Annotated in this window: 1 pseudogene; it reads right to left on the bottom strand. The window is 67.0% G+C overall.

Features of this window, described 5'->3' with window-relative positions:
* Window positions 1-400 (bottom strand): annotated as a pseudogene (locus DY467_RS25915) (di-heme-cytochrome C peroxidase); the annotation flags it as partial.

Raw genomic sequence — 400 nt, 5'->3', positions numbered from 1 at the left:
GTTCGGGCGTGGGGGTCTTCAGCACCCGGGAGGCGAACGCCTGGAAGTCGTTATCGCTGGCGACCGCGCTGCCGGCGGCAGCATCGAGATCGGTCAGATAGTTCTGGAAGTCGACGATCGCCGGTCCGCCGTCGATCCGATACGACTTCCCTTCGGCGGAGATCTGGCGGGTGTGGCAAGCCGAGCAGGTCATGCCGACGATCTCGGAGCCGCTGGCGCCGGACGTGGTGAAGCCGACCGGCAGACCGTCGGGGTTGGCGGGGTTCGGCAGATAGCCGTAACGCGACAGACTCGCATCGAGAAACGGCTGGCCATCGGGTTGTCGCAGAGCCTTCAGCCACGACAGCGGGATCATACGCGAGCCCTGGTCGCGCTCGTAGAAGTCCGCGCGGGTCGCGGC

Origin of the sequence: Rhodopseudomonas sp. BR0G17, assembly GCF_010907025.1 — a bacterium.
Taxonomy (GTDB): Bacteria; Pseudomonadota; Alphaproteobacteria; order Rhizobiales; family Xanthobacteraceae; genus Rhodopseudomonas; species Rhodopseudomonas palustris_H.
The sequence above is the reverse complement of the archived record's forward strand: the minus strand, read 5'-3'. Positions and strand labels throughout refer to the sequence as shown.